The 19,022-nt window shown below is 55.0% G+C and carries 13 protein-coding genes; 8 read left to right on the top strand and 5 right to left on the bottom strand.

The genetic code is table 11. The features are described from left to right. Positions 1-11 precede the first annotated feature (11 nt). The 5 genes from HQ37_RS08310 to HQ37_RS01530 form a co-directional block, all read right to left on the bottom strand. On the bottom strand, positions 12-1,268 hold the full coding sequence (locus tag HQ37_RS08310) for a TolC family protein (RefSeq protein WP_152566761.1): 1,257 nt from the start codon (positions 1,266-1,268) through the stop codon (positions 12-14). Beyond that, on the bottom strand, positions 1,255-4,395 hold the full coding sequence (locus tag HQ37_RS01515; protein ID WP_152566762.1) for an efflux RND transporter permease subunit: 3,141 nt from the start codon (positions 4,393-4,395) through the stop codon (positions 1,255-1,257). The genes HQ37_RS08310 and HQ37_RS01515 overlap by 14 nt, the downstream gene beginning before the upstream one ends. A 113-nt stretch (positions 4,396-4,508) precedes the next feature. Further along, on the bottom strand, positions 4,509-4,847 hold the full coding sequence (locus HQ37_RS01520) for a hypothetical protein (RefSeq protein ID WP_036879441.1): 339 nt from the start codon (positions 4,845-4,847) through the stop codon (positions 4,509-4,511). Between the two features lie 25 nt (positions 4,848-4,872). Further along, on the bottom strand, positions 4,873-5,457 hold the full coding sequence (locus tag HQ37_RS01525) for a hypothetical protein (protein WP_036879445.1): 585 nt from the start codon (positions 5,455-5,457) through the stop codon (positions 4,873-4,875). Between the two features lie 79 nt (positions 5,458-5,536). Next, complete coding sequence (locus tag HQ37_RS01530; RefSeq protein ID WP_036879448.1) at positions 5,537-7,870, bottom strand: hypothetical protein; 2,334 nt, start codon at positions 7,868-7,870, stop codon at positions 5,537-5,539. Positions 7,871-8,540: 670 nt separating this feature from the next. Between HQ37_RS01530 and HQ37_RS01535 the strand changes: the two genes are divergently transcribed. The 8 genes from HQ37_RS01535 (at position 8,541) to gdhA (ending at position 18,774) form a co-directional block, all read left to right on the top strand. Then, a complete protein-coding gene (locus HQ37_RS01535) occupies positions 8,541-9,434 on the top strand; it encodes a sirohydrochlorin cobaltochelatase (RefSeq protein ID WP_036879554.1) in 894 nt (297 codons plus the stop codon). Positions 9,435-9,486: 52 nt separating this feature from the next. Further along, positions 9,487-10,476: an energy-coupling factor ABC transporter permease gene (locus HQ37_RS01540; RefSeq protein ID WP_081951719.1), complete on the top strand. Its 990-nt coding sequence runs from the start codon at positions 9,487-9,489 to the stop codon at positions 10,474-10,476. Between the two features lie 11 nt (positions 10,477-10,487). Beyond that, positions 10,488-12,575, top strand: a complete 2,088-nt coding sequence (locus HQ37_RS08025) for an ATP-binding cassette domain-containing protein (protein ID WP_052080679.1) — start codon at positions 10,488-10,490, stop codon at positions 12,573-12,575. Between the two features lie 99 nt (positions 12,576-12,674). Beyond that, positions 12,675-13,703 (top strand): Holliday junction branch migration DNA helicase RuvB, encoded by a 1,029-nt coding sequence (ruvB, locus tag HQ37_RS01550; protein WP_036879451.1) that lies wholly within the window; start codon positions 12,675-12,677, stop codon positions 13,701-13,703. A gap of 32 nt (positions 13,704-13,735) precedes the next feature. Then, entirely contained in the window at positions 13,736-15,241 is a 1,506-nt protein-coding gene (locus HQ37_RS01555) for a lipopolysaccharide biosynthesis protein (RefSeq protein WP_036879454.1), read from the top strand. A gap of 498 nt (positions 15,242-15,739) precedes the next feature. Next, positions 15,740-16,075, top strand: a complete 336-nt coding sequence (rbfA, locus tag HQ37_RS01560) for a 30S ribosome-binding factor RbfA (protein ID WP_036879457.1) — start codon at positions 15,740-15,742, stop codon at positions 16,073-16,075. Between the two features lie 15 nt (positions 16,076-16,090). Beyond that, positions 16,091-17,311: an FtsX-like permease family protein gene (locus HQ37_RS01565; protein WP_036879459.1), complete on the top strand. Its 1,221-nt coding sequence runs from the start codon at positions 16,091-16,093 to the stop codon at positions 17,309-17,311. A 125-nt stretch (positions 17,312-17,436) separates the two neighbouring features. Further along, positions 17,437-18,774, top strand: coding sequence for an NADP-specific glutamate dehydrogenase (gdhA, locus tag HQ37_RS01570; RefSeq protein ID WP_036879462.1), 1,338 nt, complete (start codon positions 17,437-17,439; stop codon positions 18,772-18,774). Positions 18,775-19,022 lie beyond the last annotated feature (248 nt).

Here is a 19,022-nt window from a genome sequence, read left to right on the forward strand (position 1 = left end):
TTAGGATACATTTAGAGGTGAGTGAGTGAATGGATGTGGATGACCGCCAGGCTCAGCTGATAGCAGCTCTCCAGGTAGGACAGGCGCACCTCGGTCATCGTCTCGAGGGCCTCGAGGTACTCGAGGTAACTGATCTCGCCCGAGCGGAAGTTGCGGTCTGCAACTCTGAGGACTTCCTCGGCTGTGGGTTGGGCCTCGTATTTGTAGTATTCGTATTGCTTGAGGCGCATTCGGTAGGCTTCCTGGGCCGAGCAGAGGGCTGCCTCGAGGTCGCTGCGTAGCTGCTCGTGGGCATGCTCTCGGGCTTGGATCTCCAGCCGTTCGGCCCGTAGCTTAGCTCGGCTAGTCCCCAGGTCGAGGGGGATCGAGAGCCCTAGGTAATAGGAAGAGAAGCGTTTGCCGAGCCCCTGCCATACCTCTCGCCCTCCGATCTCGTGCATTCCGACGGCAGAGCTATTCTCGTAGCCCAGGGTAATCTCGGGCAGTAGTGAAGCTTTCGTATGGCGACGCTCGGCCCGAGCTTCTTCGATCCTGATGCTCGAGAGGCGCAGGCCTGCGTTGTGCTCGAGGCTATTGAGCTCGACCTCTCGAGGGAGCTTGAGGGGGATGAGTTCTCGATCGAGAGCAATCCGCACGACACCCTTGTGCCCGAGCAGACTAGCCATTTGCCGAGAGGTCTCCTCGAGGGTCAGTAGGCATTCGCTCATCTGCTGAGCGATCTTCCCTCGCTTGAGCTGCGAGAGGCGCAGCTCCGAGCTCTTAGCCACCCCACTGCGATGGCGCAGTTCACTCAGCCGTACATAGTCCGCATAGGTCGAGTCGAGCTGGGCGATTGTCCGAGCCCGATACTCCTGATAGCGAATACCCTCGTAGAGTGTGCGCAGCACAGTGATGAGCTCTTGTTTATCGAGAGCTAGCTGTGCACCTTGCTGTTGGCTCTGTATGCGCAGCAATCGTCTCTTAGCCCCGAAGACCGTTGGGAAGGGGAGGCTCTGCTTCACCTCGAGCATCAGATCTCGCTCTGCACCACCCATATTGCCGTATTGCCCCCCGAGCTCTAGGCGAGGCAGCTCGTAGGCCGTATGGCGCATTTGTTGGGCAGCCTGATGCCTCAGCCTTGCGGCCTCGAGCCCTTGGTGCTTGCCCTCGAGGAGCTCGATCGCCTGGGCGAGGCTCTCTAGGTGCAGGGTGTCCTTGGCCTGTGCCTTAGCCTCTCCGAGGAGAAGAGGTATTAGGACGAGTATTAGGAGATTTTTATTCCGAATCATCTGTAGCTTGTATTTGGGGTTGATGTTTGCCTTTGCTGAAGAGCAGATAGAGCAGTGGTAGGACAAAGAGGGTCAGGGCTGTGGCCGAGATGAGCCCCCCGATCACGACCGTAGCCAGAGGCCTCTGCACCTCTGCCCCCGCCCCAGTGCTCAGGGCCATAGGGAGGAAGCCGAGGCTCGCCACCATAGCGGTCATGAGCACGGGCCTCAGACGCTCGGTAGCCCCGAGGCGGATGCGTGTGAGCACATCTCGCACTCCCGAGTGCTCTAGTTGGTTGAAGGTACCGATCATCACAATCCCGTTGAGCACAGCCACGCCAAAGAGGGCAATGAAGCCGATCCCTGCGCTGATGCTGAAAGGCATCCCTCGCAGCATCAGAGCCGCTACCCCACCGATGGCACTCATCGGGATAGCTGTGAAGATGAGCAGAGCCCAGCGCACCGAGCCAAAGGTGAAGTAGAGCAGGGCGAAGATCAAGAGCAGCGATAGAGGGACGGCCACGAGCAGACGGCTCTGAGCCTCCTGCAGGTTCTCGAATTGCCCCCCGTAGGTGATGTAATAGCCTGTGGGCAGGCGCAGGCTCTGTAGCCGCTCTTGGATCTCCTCGACTACGCTCTTGACGTCTCGTCCAGAGACGTTGAAGCCCACGACAATCCTACGCTTACCCTCCTCTCGGCTGATCTGTGCAGGGCCACTTTGGTAGCCCACCTCGGCCAGTGAGGAGAGGGGGATGAGGATGTCATCGTGGCTGGGGACGGGCAGGTTGCGCACGTCCTCTATATCCCCTCGGTGGATGCTGTCGAGGCGGACTACGAGGTCGAAGCGACGCTCATCCTCAAAGACCTGCCCTGCGACCTTGCCCGCAAAGGCTGTGCTGAGGACGTCGTTGGCCTGAGAGACCGTAATGCCATAGGTGGCGAGCCTAAGACGGTCGTACTGGACGTTGATCTGTGGCAGACCTGTCACCTGCTCGACCTGTGGGGCACTAACCCCCTCGACCTCGGAGAGGATGGCGGAGATCTGCTCGGCATAGATGCTGAGGCTATCTATATTCTCCCCGAAGAGCTTGACAGCCACGTCTTGGCGGATACCGGTCATCAGCTCATTGAAGCGCATCTGAATGGGTTGGTTCTTCTCGAAGAAGATGCCTGGCAAGACTTCGAGGGCGTGCTCGATCTCATCACCTAGGGCCTCATAGCTCTTACTCTGGTCGCTCCACTCTGCTCGAGGCTTGAGGATGACCATGATGTCCGTAGCCTCGGGGGGCATAGGGTCTGTGGGCACCTCGGCCGAGCCTGTCTTGCCAACGACCATGCGAACCTCATCGAAGCTCTTCATGATGCGAGAGGCCTGCATCGAGGTCTCTATGCTTTGGCTCAGGGAGCTCCCCTGGGGAAGGAAGCAGTGGAAGGCATAGTCGCCCTCTTGGAGCTGTGGAATGAACTCCCCCCCGAGGCTCGAGAAGCCCAGGAGAGACAGGGCGAAGAGCCCCACAGAGCCTAGCAGCACATAGCGTTTGAAGCGAAGGGCGCGCTCGAGCAATGGGGCATAGATGCCCTGTAGACGGCACATCATCCGATCAGAGAGAGTCTCTCGACGCTGAGGATTCTTGTCTAGGAAGAGGGCACACATCATCGGGATATAGGTCAGCGAGAGGATGAGAGCCCCGATGATGGCCAGTGAGACGGCCATGGCCATGGGGGCGAACATCTTACCCTCGACCCCTACGAGCGTGAGGATGGGGATGTAGACAATGAGGATGATGATCTCACCGAAGGTGGCACTGCTGCGGATCTTCGAGGCCGAGGCGAAGACTTCCTCGTCCATCTCAGCCTGCGTGAGGCGTTGGCTATTCGTGCGGAGCGATAGGTGGTGCAGCGTCGCCTCGACGACGATCACAGCCCCATCGACGATCAGACCGAAGTCGATAGCTCCGAGGCTCATGAGGTTGGCACTGATGCCGAGCCAGTTCATCATCCCCAGGGCAAAGAGCATCGAGAGCGGGATGGCCGAAGCGACGATGAGCCCAGCCCGCATATTCCCGAGGAAGAGGACTAGGACGAAGATCACGATCAGAGCCCCCTCGATGAGGTTCTTCTCCACGGTGCTGATGGCCCGATCGACGAGGTCAGTACGGTCGAGGAAGGGGACAACCTCGACATCTTCGGGTAGGGCCTGTCGCACCTGCTCGAGGCGATCCTTGATGCGGCGGACAACCTCGTGGCTATTCTCCCCCTTGAGCATCATGACGATACCCCCGACGGTCTCCTGCTCCCCATCTAGGGTCAGAGCTCCGTAGCGGATAGCTTTGCCTAGGCGTAGCTGGGCGACGTCTCGGATGAGGAGCTGCTGCCCCTGTTCGTTGTGTCGGATACTGATATTTCCGATGTCCTCGAGGGAGGAGACCATGCCGATCCCACGCACGAAGAAGGCGTTCGGACGCTTGTCAATGTATGCTCCGCCTGTGTTCTCATTGCCCTGCTCTAGGGCTGTGAAAATGTCCGAGATGCTGACCCCGAGGGCACGCAGGCGGTTGGGGTCTACCGAGACCTCATACTGCTTGACCTCGCCGCCGAAGCTATTGATCTCGGCTACGCCTCGGATGCCGTTGAGCTGACGAGCGACGATCCAGTCCTGCATCGTGCGCAGCTCCTGAAGCGAATACTTCCCCTCGGCCTCGGCCTTGGGACGCAGGATGTACTGGTACACCTCGCCTAGGCCCGTGCTCACGGGGGCTAGCTCGGGTGTGCCAGCCCCGTTGGGGATTTGCTCTGCTGCCTCGGGGAGGCGTTCGCTGATCTGTTGGCGGGCAAAGTAGATATCCGTCCCCTCCTCGAAGACCAAGGTTACGACCGAGAGCCCGAAGCGAGAGATACTGCGCATCTCGACCAGCTCGGGCAGATTGGCCATGGTGCGCTCGATGGGTGCTGTAACGAGCTGCTCGACCTCCTGAGTGGCCAGCGAGGGCGAGGTCGTAATGATCTGCACCTGATTGTTGGTGATGTCTGGCACGGCATCGATGGGCAGACGGCTAATGCTCCAGCCGCCCCAAATGATGAGCAGCAGGGTCATCATGCCGATGAGCATTTTGTGTCGGATGCTGTACCTGATGATATAGTTTAACATATTGATATGGCAATGTATAATGAGCCCAAAGGCCCTCGACCCCCAAGCTGGGAATAGGATGCCTCTGTGCGTAAACTAAGGGAATGAAGCTATAGTCTAATGCGGTGTGTGCGCTAGATCTTGGGCGGCTGCCATATCTCCCTAGGCCGACGGATGTAGACGCCTAGGCTGGTGGGGATGAAGCTCTCGTCTACCTGCTCCAGGGCCGAGAGCTCTAGGGTGAGCCCTCTGAGCTGAGTCGAGCCTAGGGTGAGCCCACAGCAGGAGCAGAAGCAGAAGGGTGAGCAGGCATCTCGATGATGTGCCCCCTCCGCCCCCTCTGTAGCCACGCAGAGGGCTGCTTCGCCTCGATCGGAGGCGAGGATCTCCCCCGAGCTCAGACGATCGGTGCAGGGCATGAGCGCGAGCAGGAGGAGGTAGAGGCAGAGACTATAGTGGAGGAGCTGCTTCATCAAGGGCAAAGGTAAGGCAAATCAGCTATATATCGAGCCCAATACGTACATAAAATGCTGGGAGTACCTCCAGCCCCCCTGAGGGTCTCGTCGAGACGAGGTCCAGCCGTCCCCCTACGCCTAGGGTGATATGGACGTAGGGCAAGAAGATGCTTAGATCCTCGAGGATGGCTGGCAGGGGGATGGCCAGCCAGTCAAACTTCGAGCCGATCCCCAGCGAGATCGAGCCATAGTGCTTGGTCTTGATCTCGGGGGTTGCGATCGGGAGGTCGAGACGGGCATTGGCGTAGAGGGGCAGATGCGACCAGGGGAAGTATCGCCCGTCGAGCAGCAGCGACCGAGGGGAGAGCTGATACGCTCCTCCATCCACGGCTAGATTGACCCCAGCGGCTACCTGTAGCTGAGGCAGGGGACGATAGGCCAGCATTATGGCCAAACGTACATCGGGTACACCATAGTGTCGGCTATAGTCGTCGAGGATTACGGTCTCGTAGGGGTTTGTGCCGCTGATGTCCATGAGGCCATAAATCCTCCGCCTCGAGAGGTCTTGGCCTAGGAGTGGGGGAACTGTCGAGACGATTAGGAGTAGCAGTAGTAGTCTTCTCTTCATAGAGGTAGAGGGTAGAGTGGGGCTGTGAACAGCCTAGAGTGAGCTTATTTGCAAAGATAAGCTCTTTGCCCGTTGATTTCTAACGCCATAAATTCTTTACCTCAGAAGGAGTGTTGGTACTCCCTCTATCTTCAAATGAGCTAAATATTTTTAATTGAATGCAGGGAGCATTTAGTTTGTATCTCATTTCGATCTTAAGCTCGACACAGACTAATACATAATCCCCGAGATCTTCATTTCTATCATTCTCCAACTCTTTCTTTAACTCCTGATGCTGATTCAAGTCAATGATGTTAGTGTAAATTCTATCCTCTTCATCAATGCTTTTTAACCCATATCTCGAAATGGTGTCTTTGTTGGTCTTTTCGTGTCTTATCAATGGCATATCTGCTTTTCTGAGAACGAGCATAGAGACTCCCATCCATTCATTGCTATCAATACATATGATCCTCATACCTTTGTAACTCCACTCTTTTCCTCCCTCTCCCTCCTCCAAATTTGTTATGCCTGATGCTAGGAAAAATGGAAGATTTACCCCCATGGCAACGATAATGAATTGTTCGGGATCAAGATTCAGACGGTCGATAGCGTTGAAGACATCCTTCGTTTGCAGTACGTATTTTTCTGCGGACATTAGCTGAAATCCATTAGATAGAGACCTGGATATATTCAAGGCAATTTGTTCGGCGGTAATGGTATCTACCTCTCCGTATCCAATTCCTTGACTTTCCCCGAAGGCTTCCTTCTTTACGAGGATATTGCCCCCCCCAATAAATAATGAGTGTTCTTTACTTGATGAATGTTCATTACTTGGAGTTGTAGGATTAGTTTCATCTCTAGATATTTGGGAGCAGAATTTAAGTACTGGGCCTAGTATCTCTTTTGTAGATTGCTTGAATCTTTCAACCTTTTGACTATCCAACGATTGAGTTCTTTGGATCTCCTCCTTGGTTCTATTGACAGACTCCTGGAGTTCGTCAATTAGGTCGTTTGGGAGCTTTTTCTCTCTCTCTCGAAACCAGTCGTCTGAGCACAGATCAGATAGCCCAAGTTCGGATAAGAGATCTTTGTCTTTACGAATATCATTGATAAGCTGTCTTAGCTCGTCAAGCCCCTCTTCCCAATACCTCAGTTTGTGCAGGTCTTTGGGAGGAGTTAGTAGTTTTAGTCGGGGTGGGAATAGACCAACCTCTCCCACTAGGGTATATTGTCGGAGGAAGAGTACCCCGAGATAATACTTGATCCACCTTGGAATACTCTCAAGAGTATCTCCAAAAGGAGCATCCATGTCTGGGTGTTGGTAGTTTCTTGCGTAATAAAAAGGGTCCTGTTCTAAACGTTCGGATGTTGCCATGTATTGATCAATCACATCCTCTAGGCTCTCGGGAACAAGGACGTACTTGGGGGGGATTTGCTTAGAATATCTTAAAATTTTCCGCAGTAATTTGTGTTTTCTCAGATACATCAATAGCCCCCCGAGGGCATAGTGGAGTTCTAGAAAAGCTTTTTGTGCTTTCTCCCTCTCAGCCCTATTTTCTTCGTTGGCCTCACCGCCACTATGATCCATGTTTGTATGAAGCAGAGTAAGATCATAAAATTGATGTGCTACCGTCCAATATGACATGATGTAGTCCTCTTTGTCGTAGGATAGAGCTTGTAAAATACACTTCCAAATAAAGATGTTGGTTTGGGGACTCATGATTGTTCTCTGATGTTGATCCAAGACCAATTCCACAAAAAAAGATGCATTCCAAAGGGAGATCTTTTTCCTTTTTCGTTGGCAGACCATTTCATTCGCAGCAAACATGGAGTTATAGTACTCTTGTGGATATTCAATGATGCTTCCTCGTCGTTCTTCTCGATAACGGATGATAGCCCTATAATAAAATTCTTGTAAAAACCGACTTAGCTCCTCATCGTCTTTTTGTATCGCATAAAAGAGAAGGTCAGATATACTAGTGAAGAAAAGAATTTTCTCCTTCTTATTCGTGCTCGAGTCGTGTCTTTTTTCTAAGTGCTGAGAGAGCTTGAGTGGATGGTAGAAGACATATATTTGATAGGCAATTGCAAATGTGAGGATAAGCAAAGCTGCTAACGAAACCACGAGTAATATCAAAGCTGAATGATCAACCCATTCGTTGAGAAAGCCTAATTCGATACATCTTGGTAGTTGTAGCATCCAAAAGATGCATCCAGCGATTAGTATCACTAAAGACCCAATGTAGCAGCGAGTAATCCATTCTCTCCTAATAAAAGTATCGACTAGTCTTGTTGAGCCATATTTGTCATCAATTCGAGTTATCGTTTGCAGTAACAGAGGGAAAGCGATTGCTAGTATGGCTGTGCCCATTGGTAGAACTACCTCCTTGACAATGTCAGGGTAGTTCGCAAATAATACTTCTAAAGTCTTCATGCTTATTTAATTCTAATGTCCAAAGGTAATCATTTTGATGTTTACTTCTTTGGTGATTTGATTGGAATGCGATGCGTCGGAACGTAACGAGAAAGGTTTTTGTGTGATAGCAATTAGTCCCTTGATTAATAATAAGCGGTGTGGTGTATAAACATCTGATTTCTAAATGTCTATTTTGAATATATTTGTTCCCCGATAGGTTAGCTTCTTACGACTAAGATCTCTAGTGGGCTCTTGGGGACGGCTTTGCTCGACCTCCTCCGATGGGTCTCTATCCCTCTTCGTGGAGCTTCTACTTATATCTCTCTAGAGGCTCAAGATTGGGTCTCGCTTGAGCTCCTACTTAGACCTCTGTTGCGATCCTATTTGGATCTCACTTGAGCTCCTATTTGGGTCTCTCTTGAGCTCCTACTTAGATCTCTATTGCGATCCTATCGGCATCTCAGGGACAGCCCTAGATAGGGGCTCACCCGAGAGCTTATCGAGACCTCGGCCGAGGGCCTACTGGGGACTATCTTGACCTTGGACGAGAGCCCCACTCGAGAGCTAGAGGGCTTGCCCCGTGAGGGCGTTGGCTCTTTGGCATAATAGCAGTACTTTTGTCCGAAACAAGAGACAGGCAGCGTGCAGAGCCACAAAGCCTTTGCCCTCGATCCCCAAAACGCCTACAATGATGCAAACGACCAAACCCCTAGCCCCCAGCGAACTCGTCCGTCGCACGGATGAGGCTCTGCTGCTCGTAACCTTCGGCAGCACTTATCCTGGCCCTCACCGTACCTTTGCCCATATCCGTAAGTTCTTTGCGGATCGCTTCCCCGATAGGGATATTTACATGGCCTTCACCTCGAGGATGTGCATGCGTCGCTGGTTCGAGAAGAGTGGCGAGCAGTACTACCCTGCCGATCAGTGGCTCAGTGCGATCGGTGCTGCAGGCTACAAGCGTGTGAGCATCCAAAGCTTGCACGTTATCCCCGGGCTCGAGTATTCGCTCATCACCGATCGCTACATTCCCCAGTTCCGTGAGGCCTATCCTGAGATCCCTGTTTGCCTAGGTGAACCCTTGCTTTGGGATGATGAAGATATTCGTCTTGTGGGTAATGTCATCTACGAGGCCTTTGCCCCTCGATTGAGCGCAGGGGAAGCCCTCGTCCTAATGGGTCATGGCAATCATACTGACAAGTTTCCCGAGGCTAACGGCAAGTATGACCAGCTCAATACCTATCTACAGAGCCTCGATGCCAAGATCATCATCGGGACGGTGGACTACGAAGCCTTGCTCTACGATCATGTACTCGAGTATCTCAATCGGGTCTGTGCCTCGGGGACGACGCTCAACTTCCTCCCGCTCATGTCCGTGGCGGGCGATCACGCCCTCAACGATATGGTCGGCGACTACGACGAGGACGAGCCCATGCACGAGCAGAGCTGGCGCACCCGTCTGCTCTGTGAGGGCTATCCTAGCGACCGAGAGGAGAACTGTCATCTGCACGGCCTGGGCGACTACGATGCCATCTGCTCCATTTGGTTGGCCCACCTAGAGCGTGCCGAGGCAGCCCTAGGTTAGTGTCTTGACCCAGCTATTGCATTTGTCTTACCCCATATATATCGGATCCTCTATGCTACGTAAGCTCTACCTCCTACCCCTTATCCTCCTCATTGCCCTCGAGCCCCTACAGGCCATGCACATCATGGAGGGGTATCTGCCCCTGGGCTGGTGCATCTTTTGGTATGCTGTCTCTGTGCCCTTCGTCTTCTTGAGCTATCGCTTCATCGCCGCTCAGGTGCGCCGAGAGCCTCGCCGTCGTGTCGATCTAGCCCTGGCCTCGGCCTTTGTCTTCATCCTCTCGGCCCTCAAGCTACCCTCGGTTACGGGCAGTAGCTCGCACCTAACGGGGACGACGCTCGGCACGCTCACGGTGGGCGTGATGGCCATGCCACTTATTGGGACGATCGTCCTCATCTTCCAGTCGCTGCTCCTGGCACACGGGGGGATCAGCACCCTCGGGGCGAATGTCTTCTCGCTGGCCATCATCGGCCCTCAGGCCGCCTACCTCGTGTACGTGTCGCTGAGCAAGGTGATCTCCCGCCGCAGCATCGTGGTCTTCGTGGCGACCTTCATCGGTTCGATGGCGACCTATGTAACGACTTCGATCCAGCTGGCCATCGTCTTCCCCGATCCCGAGATGGGCTTCGTGGGGGCTGCGGGTAAGTTCCTCGGTATCTTCGCAGTAACGCAGCTGCCCCTATCGGTGCTCGAGGCGATCATCACCGTCGGGGTGATCGAGCTGCTCGAGGGCACTCGTCGCTCTGCCCTGGCGGTAGTCGATCGGGCTCAGACGCTGCGCACCCTAGGCCTCTCGCTGCTGGCCCTCGTCTGTCTCGCTCTGCCTGTGGTGGGCGGATATGTGGACTTCGGTTCGGGTGCAGACGACCAGGCGGGCGAGATGGTTGAGGCTCTGGCTACGGGCTACGAGCCTACCCCCTTCTTCGAGGGCTACGAGCCCAGCGAGGCCGCCGAGCCTTGGCTCTTCGCCCTACAGGTCGGTATCGGTATCTTGATCTTCGCCTTGGCTTACCGAGCCATCAGGCGTAGGAGCAAGGCCTAATATCCCCTCGGATGAACTCGGGCATACGCTCCCTCCCCCTCCCCCTTCGTCAGCCACAGCTCAGGCTCGCCCTCCCTCTTGTGAGCCTCGTGCTGTCGCTCCTGCTGAGCAGGGCCATCTTATTGGCCCTGCTCAGCCTTGCCCTATACCCTATGCTGCTGTACCTCGAGCCACCGGGCTCGAGGATGCGTCGCCTCAGGCAGCTCCTCCTGCTCGCAGCCTTCGTCTCGGTGAGCATACTACCTGTGATGCTTGTCCGCCAGAGCGACGCCGTGCTTGAGCTCCTCTGGGGGTGGGGTGTCTCTAGAGAGAGCCTCTCCCTCGGCCTTGTCCTGTGGCTACGCTGTATGAGTGCTGTGGGCTCACTCCTCCTCTTGCTGAGCCTAGTGCCCATCTACGAGCTCTGCCGAGAGCTGCGGCGCATCGGCGTACCGCAGCTGCTGGTCGAGCTCTTCGAGCTGACCTACCGCTACATCCACGTCCTACAGGAGACGACGAAGCAGATTGCCCTGGCACAGACCGCTCGGCTCGGTTGGCTCGGCTGGCGAGCAAAGCTCCGAGATCTGCCGCTATTGCTTTCGCAGACCTTCATCCTGACCTATCACGGGGCTGAGGCTCTCTACGAGGGTCTGCTTTCACGTGCCTATGCCGAGGGGGATAGCCCCTCGCCTTCCCCCACAGACCAACCCCCTATACAGATGGATACGACCTCGGCCCTTGTCAGCCTCCGTGGCATAGGCTTTGCCTACGAAGTCCGACAAGCAGCCCTTCGGGGCATCGACCTAGAGCTCTTCGCCCGAGAGCGAATTGTCCTGCTGGGCAAGAATGGTGCAGGCAAGTCCAGCCTCATGTACCTGCTCGCAGGCCTGCGCCTATGGACTCAGGGGCGGATCCTGCTCGGCACGCACGCCCTCGGACGTGGGCGAAGTGATCTGCCGCAGCTGCGCAGACAGGTGGGCCTTGTCCTACAGAACTCCAACCATCAGCTCTTCTGCCCCAGTGTCGAGGACGAATTGGCCTTCGGCCTACGCAACCTTGGCCTCTCGGACGAGGAGGTGCGTCGGCGGGTCGAAGCCCTTATCGCAGACTACGAGCTCGAGGAGCTACGCCACCGCCCTCCTCACGAGCTGAGCGAGGGACAGAAGAAGTGGGTGTCGATCATCTCTGTCCTGGCCCTCGACCCCCCGATCCTCCTCTTGGACGAACCTACGGCCTCGCTGGACTGTTACTTTACAGACCGAGTGATCGACCTGCTGAGCCGCCTCAATGATGAGGGTAAGACCATCCTCCTCTCTACCCACGACATGGAGCTCGCCTACCGCTGGGGTAGGCGTGCCGTCGTCCTCGTTGATGGCAGCATCGCCGCCGATACCTCGGTAGAGGAGGTCTTCGCCGATGAGGCTCTGCTCAGACGAGCTAGCCTGCGCCCTGTGAGGGCGATGCAACCTCTGCACCCCGACACAACATCCCTCATCCCCTCGCCTTCGGAGGATTATAGCCTGCCACTCTTCCTCGCCTCGTCGAAACATCGAGCCCTCATCATCGGTGGAGGTTCGGGGGCGTGGATCAAGGCCCGAGGGCTTATCGACAGAGGTGTCGAGGTCTCGGTCATCAGTCCAGAGGTTTGCCCCGAGCTCGCAGAGGCGATCCTGAAGGGGCGATGCCGCTGGATCGCTCGCCCTTTCGGACAAGGGGAGGAGGTTGCCCCTCACTACAGCATCGTAGTGGCCGCAACGGGCGATGAGGCTCTCGACGGATGGATCTGCCTCTCGGCCGCACGTCAGGGGCAATTGTATGCGCACCTGGGGCATCGAGGCCTCGGTAACTTCCACTTCGCTTGGTCTGCGAAGCAGGAGGGCATCAGCCTTGCCACGCACACCGATCAGGCCTTGCCCGAAGTCTCACGTGCCCTAGGGCAATATCTTTTGGCCCACTTGCCCTCGCTCTCGAGCTTAGAGTTGGACGAACTGGCTCAGCTGCGCCACAGCCTCTCCGAGCTACGCCACAGCGCAGAGCCTCCGCCTCAAGAGCTGGAGCATCGTTACGATGAGCTGCGAGCGACTATCCTTGCTCGCCTCGAAGCTCCACCCAGCAGGTAAGGCAAGCATTATTTGCCGTACCTTTGCGCCTGTGAGGGGGCATTGCACCCAGGAGGCCCTAGATGTAGCCCAGCCCCCATACAGCATACCCAATAGCAGATGAATGACTTTGATATACGTGATGCCCAGAGGTTCGATGCTCGGGAGGAAGAGGTAGATCGGGCCCTGCGCCCACTCTCCTTCGATAGTTTCAGCGGTCAGGACAAGGCCGTGGAGAACCTCAAGATCTTCGTCGAGGCCGCCAAGTTGCGCTCCGATGCCCTGGATCATGTCTTGCTCTACGGCCCTCCAGGGTTAGGCAAGACGACCCTCTCGCACATCATCGCCCACGAGCGAGGGGTCGGCATCAAAATCACTTCGGGCCCTGTGCTCGACAAGCCTGGGGATTTGGCAGGCTTGCTTACCTCACTTGAGCCCAATGATGTCCTTTTCATCGATGAGATCCATCGCCTGAGCCCCATCGTCGAGGAGTACCTCTACTCGGCCATGGAGGACTATCGCATCGATATTATGCTCGACAAGGGCCCCAGTGCCCGCTCCATCCAGATCGATCTCAATCCCTTTACTCTTGTAGGGGCGACGACCCGTAGTGGTCTCTTGACCGCTCCGCTTAGGGCTCGCTTCGGGATCAATCTGCACCTCGAGTACTATGACGTCGATACTCTGAGCAATATCCTACGTCGCTCGGCGCAGATCCTCGGCGTCCCCTGCGCCCCCGAGGCTGCTCGAGAGGTCGCTGGGCGCAGCCGTGGTACGCCTCGAATTGCCAATGCGCTGCTTAGGCGAGTGCGAGACTTTGCTCAGGTCAAGGGTAATGGATCGATCGATCGTGCCATCGCCTGCTACGCCCTCGAGGCCTTGAATATTGATCGGCACGGATTGGACTACATAGACAACAAGCTACTCGAGACCATCATCGACAAGTTCGCCGGCGGGCCTGTCGGGCTGACCACTATTGCCACAGCCCTTGGGGAAGATCCTGGTACGGTCGAGGAGGTGTACGAGCCCTATCTGATCAAGGAGGGCTTCCTCAAACGTACTCCTCGGGGACGTGAGGCGACAATGCTGGCCTACGAACATCTGGGCAGAACCTTCCTCCCTCGTCCATCAAGCCTCTTCGACGAATAACCCTCAGACCGCACCCCTCGGACGAGAACCCTATGGCTTCGACCTTCCGCTCCCTCCTCCAAGACACTGCCGTCTACGGGCTCAGCAGTATGTTAGGTCGCTTCCTCAATTGGATGCTGACCTTCGTCTATGTCCGTGTCTTGCTCGAGCAGGAGATGGGGCAGATGACCCATCTATATGCCTGGACGGCTGTACTGCTTATCCTCTTGACCTATGGGATGGAGACGACCTTCTTCCGCTTTGCTAGCAAGCACGATGAACCCGAGCGTGTACTCGGATCGACACTTTGGACACTGGGGATTAGCTCTTCCGCCTTCGTCCTCCTGGGCATCTTGACCTCGGAGACGGTCGCTCCACTCTTAGGGCAGCCCGACGCCCCAGAGCTCGTGATGATGCTGGTAGGTATCGTGGCCCTGGATGCCTTCACTGCTATCCCGTTGGGCTATCTGCGCTACCAGCGTCGGCCCTGGTGGTTCATGACGGTGCGGATGAGCTTTATCCTCTTGACCATCAGCTTGACCCTCGGTGTCTTCTACGGCTTGCCCCTCCTGGAGGCTACCTTCCCCTCGATCTTCGCGGGCTGGTATCGTCCCGAGCATCATCTGCATTACATCCTCGGCATCAATCTCCTGGGCAATCTTGTCCAGTTAGGTCTCCTCCTGCCCACAATAGCTCAGGGGCGAGGAGGACTCGATACCAAGCTTCTCAGACCTATGCTCTCCTATGCCTGGCCCATCCTCCTGTTGGGTCTTGTGGGGACACTCACGAATCAAGCCGACAAGCTCCTCCTGCCCCATCTCTTCGATGATAGGCTCGAGGCCGATCGGCTGCTTGGGATCTATGGGGCTTCGTACAAGCTGGCAGTGATCATGGTGCTCTTCACCCAAGCTTTCCGCTATGCCTATGACCCCTTCGTCTTCGCCAAGAGCAGAGACTCGGACGAGGCTGCACGCAGGGCTTATGCCGATGCTATGAAGTATTACCTCATTACGGCTCTAGTGATCATGCTGGCCGTCATGGCTTACCTGGATGTGATCAAGCTGCTCATCCCCGAGAGCTATTATAGTGGCCTGGTCGTCGTGCCCTACATCATGGTGGGGCAATTGATGTTCGGCCTATACTCGAACCTCTCTATATGGTTCAAGCTAACGGATCAGACGCATTGGGGGGCGATCCTCTCCTGTATTGGCTGCCTCCTGACTGTGGGAGTTATCTACTTCCTCACGCCTGTGATTGGCTTCGAGGCTTGCGCCTATGCCTCGGTGGTGGCCAATGGGGCGATGATGATACTCTCTTACCTCCTCGGACGAAGGTATTACCCCGTCCCCTACGAGCTCCCTCGGATGGGCCTCTATGCGGCCATCACGTTGGGCAGCCTCATCCTCCTAGCTCTGATCCGTCGCTATACCCCCGATCTTCTGTGGGTGCGTCTGCCCCTGGGGACGCTGATTCTGCTGCCTCTCTTGCTGACGCTCCTTCGTCTCGAGGTGCATGTGCCTGCCCTCAAAAGAGCTGTGCATAAGCTATTGCGTCGCTAAACCCCAGCCTAAGCCTCGTCGAATACCCCTCTTAGGACTGTCCTATGCCCTCGGCTCGATCCTCCTCGGCTCCCCTCCCAGGGCTTGATTTTGCTCTCCGAGAGCCCCTCGCTCCCCTCTCCATTCGTTCTCTGCCGAATGCTCATGCGAGCCGCCATCGAAGCACAAGTAGGCCCTCGAGTGAAGTCTACTTAACCCTCGACCGAACTCCTACTTAGACCTCCATCGAGATCCTATCTGAGCCTCGAGTGGAGTCCTACTTAACCCTCTGCGGAGGTTCTAGATAGGCCCTCTATCGAGTCTCTATCGAGTCCTCCGTCGAGCTCTCCCCGAGCTTTCCCTCGACTCCCTTAGTCCTTTGCCGAGGGCTTCGATGTGCGGGGATGGAGGCGAGGGAACACAAAATGAATTCATATCTTTGTAAAACGCTCCAAACGAATCCTCTTTCCTTCGATAGAGGGGAGGTACATTACTACATATACTTCAATAATAGCAGTTATGGACAATACAAGAATGAGTCGCATCAATCGACTAATACAAAAAGAGATCAGTGAGATCTTTCGAGAACAAACTAAGGCAATGCCTGGGGTTATCGTCTCGGTTACTTCGGTTACGGTGAGCCCCGATCTAGGTATTGCTCGCATTCGCCTGAGCATCTTCCCCAGCGATCGAGGCGAGGAGCTTCTAGCGAATATCCGAGACAATGCCAAGGCGATCCGCTATGCCCTCGGACAGCGGGTACGGACACAGCTGCGCAAGATCCCTGAGGTGAGCTTCTTCATTGATGATTCTCTCGATTATCTCGAGCGTATCGACAGTCTGCTGCAACGATAAGCCCTTGGCTTCGTTATGAGGCTCTCTGTTCTCTTTGGGCTTCGGTATCTCTTCAGCCGATCAAGCATCAACGCCATCAACTGGGTGTCGGGTATCTCTGCACTGGCCATCGGCATTGTGTCGATGGCCTTGGTGTGTGTGCTCTCGGTCTATAATGGTTATGTACAGCTCATCCTCGAGGGGACGGAGCATACAGACCCAGACCTCCTTATTCGCCCCGCTCAGGGACAGACGCTCTCGCTGACAAGAGACCCTAGGATCTCTCAAGCCCTCGCACAGCCCCAGGTCAAGGGCCATGGTGCGGTGCTGAGGAGCAAAGGCCTCCTCAGCAGTGGTGCTCGCCAGTGGGTGGTCGAGGTCGTAGGTATTGCGCCTGGCTACCTGGAGGTCGTAGACCTCTCGGAGGGGCTTTCTCATGGACAATTCGATTGGCTTATAGGCTCTGAGGCGAAGGTGAATGTCCCGCTCTGCTTCGGGGCTTATCTCCTTTTCGGCGGTGCAGATGTCGAGGACGAAGAGGAACTACAGCTTGTCTTCCCTCGGCGCAAGGGTCTGATCAATCCCCTAAGCCCAGCCTCGGCCTTTGTCCGAGAGCCTGCTCGAGTGATGGCTGGCCTCAAGCCTCTGCGGGAGGATATAGACCACACCATCTATCTCCCCCTAGAGCGGCTGCAACGCATGCTTGCCTATGATGCCGACGAAGCCTCTGCCATCGCCCTTTCGCTCGAGGAGGGGGCTTCGCTGGAGCAGACGAAGCGCAGCCTCTCCGAGCTCTTAGGGACTGACTATCGAGTGCTAGATCGGGCCGAGCAGCATCCTGAGCTCTCGTACCTCATTCGGATGGAGAAGGTGATTACCTATGCAGTGCTGCTCTTTATCCTCCTCTTGGCTGCCAGCAATATGGCTAGTAGCCTTGCGATGCTGGTCATTGAGAAGCGAGGAGATATTGCTACGCTCTATGCCCTCGGGGCTAGTGCGTCTCAGGTGGCAGGGATTTTTCGTTCGACGGGGCTTCTGATTTCGCTCTCAGGCACGCTGCTGGGCACGCTGCTGGGTCTGCTCCTCTGTTGGATACAGCTCGAATGGGAGCCTCTGATGAGTGGTACAGGGTTGGGAATGATGCCCTTCCCTATACAGGTCCAGCTGGAGGATATTTTGCTTATTTTGTTGGCTTCGGTAGTTGTTTCGCTGCTCATCTCGAGCTTCCCTGTACGTCTTACTCGAAGGTCGGTTTAGGGGAAATAGATTATTTGAATAAATAAAAGCGACTTTGCGTCCTCATATCAAAATCATTGCCTATATTTGCCCTTGAATTATCCACATTCAAGCTAACATACCGCTAACTCCTAAAAAGATTTCCTATGAAATCAGCAGAGATTTTAGCAGCCCTAGAGGCTAAGCATCCAGGAGAGAAAGAATTCCTCCAGGCCGTGAAAGAAGTACTTCTATCCGTAGAAGAAGTTTACAACCAGCACCCTGAGTTCGAAAGAGAAGGGATCATCGAGCGTCTTGTAGAGCCCGATAGGATCATTACCTTCCGTGTGCCCTGGATCGACGATGCAGGCAAGGTACATGTCAATATCGGCTATCGTGTGCAGTTCAACAATGCCATCGGCCCTTACAAGGGGGGGATTCGTTTCCATCCGACGGTGAACCTCTCTATCCTCAAGTTCCTTGGCTTTGAGCAGACTTTCAAAAATGCTCTGACAACCCTACCTATGGGTGGTGGTAAGGGCGGAGCAGACTTCTCCCCCAAGGGCCGCAGCGACAGAGAAATTATGCGCTTCTGCCAGAGCTTCATGTGCGAGCTTTGGAGACATGTAGGCCCAGACACTGACGTCCCCGCAGGGGATATTGGTGTAGGTGGTCGTGAGGTAGCCTATATGTACGGTATGTACAAGAAACTGGCCAACGAGCACACGGGTACTTTCACTGGTAAGGGTTTCGAGTTTGGGGGCTCTCGTCTGCGTCCTGAGTCTACGGGTTACGGAGCAGTGTACTTTGTAGACCACATGTGCCGTGCCAATGGACTCGAACTCAAGGGGAAGACTGTAGCTATCTCGGGCTTCGGTAACGTAGCCTGGGGGGTAGCCAAGAAGGCCACAGAGCTCGGAGCTAAGGTCGTTACTGTATCTGGCCCTGACGGCTATGTGTATGATCCTGAGGGTATCAATACAGAGGAGAAGTTTCAGTGCTTGCTCGACCTGCGCTCTAGTGGCAACGACGTAGTGTCTGACTATGTGAAGCGTTTCCCTCACGCTCAGTTCTTCCCTGGTAAGAAGCCTTGGGAGCAGAAGGTAGACATCGCTATGCCCTGTGCTACTCAGAACGAAATGAACGAGGAGGATGCTCGTACACTCCACAAGAATGGGGTGCTGCTCGTAGCAGAAACTTCCAATATGGGCTGTACTGCCGAGGCTGCTGAGTACTATGTAGAGCACAAGATCATCTTTGGCCCAGGTAAGGCTGTCAATGCTGGTGGTGTAGCTACCTCTGGCCTTGAGATGACTCAGAATGCTATGCACCTCGGTTGGACGAACGAAGAAGTAGATGCTAAGCTCCACCAAATCATGAATGATATCCACGAGCAGTGTGTCAAGAATGGTCGTGAAGAGGGGTATATTAACTACGTTAAGGGTGCCAATATTGCTGGCTTCCTCAAGGTAGCTAATGCTATGGTTGCCCAGGGAGTCCTTTGATAAGGTCGCCTGATCCCTTTCGAATAAACTTGATCTTTTAGGCGTGCGCTTTCGTTTTAGACGAGAGCGTACGCCTCTTTTGTTGGGCTTTGCTAAAGTTTGAAACTTATTTCACATAAGTTTTGCTCCATAAGCAAATTATTCTAACTTTGCGAGGAGCAATTGGCCATAATTGGCCCTAAAGACAATGAAACGCATAGGAGGTAATGGTATTTGTCGTCCCGTCAAATCTTATTGGGATCTGAACG

Source organism: Porphyromonas sp. COT-239 OH1446 (assembly GCF_000768875.1).
Taxonomy (GTDB): domain Bacteria; phylum Bacteroidota; class Bacteroidia; order Bacteroidales; family Porphyromonadaceae; genus Porphyromonas.